The organism is Caulobacter sp. 602-1 (genome assembly GCF_003931565.1).
Classification (GTDB): Bacteria; Pseudomonadota; Alphaproteobacteria; order Caulobacterales; family Caulobacteraceae; genus Caulobacter.
In genome coordinates this window covers 1-296 of record NZ_RRYI01000113.1, presented here as the reverse complement: position 1 = coordinate 296, position 296 = coordinate 1, and the positions used below count along the sequence as shown (strand labels likewise).

Sequence of the window (296 nt, the reverse complement as noted above, 5' to 3'; positions counted from 1 at the left end):
CCCGGTGGCCGAGCAGCAGGCCCGGCTGAACACCTTCGCCCGTCCGGGCCGGAGCAGTGGTTCGGCGGCTGTCGCTCAGGCCCCCGCCACGGATGGTTGGGAGGAAGTCTGATGGCCGCCGCGATCGCGCTGCCCGAAACCCTGGATCTGAAGGCCGCGGCCCCTCTCAAGGCCGCCTTCCTCGAACGCCGCGGCACGGCGATCACCGTGGAAGCCGATCAGGTCCGTCGCCTCGGCGGCCTGTGCCTGCAGGTTCTGCTGGCCGCCCGCAAGGCGTGGGACCAGGACGGGCAAGC

Annotated in this window: 2 protein-coding genes; both read left to right on the top strand. The window is 72.3% G+C overall.

What is annotated here, in order from left to right; translation table 11 throughout:
• Positions 1–112, top strand: a 112-nt coding sequence (locus EIK80_RS26835) for a hypothetical protein (protein ID WP_233586950.1), incomplete at its 5' end; no start/stop codon positions are given.
• On the top strand, positions 112–296 hold a 185-nt coding region (locus EIK80_RS25485), incomplete at its 3' end, for an STAS domain-containing protein (RefSeq protein ID WP_125159727.1). The genes EIK80_RS26835 and EIK80_RS25485, both read left to right, overlap by 1 nt.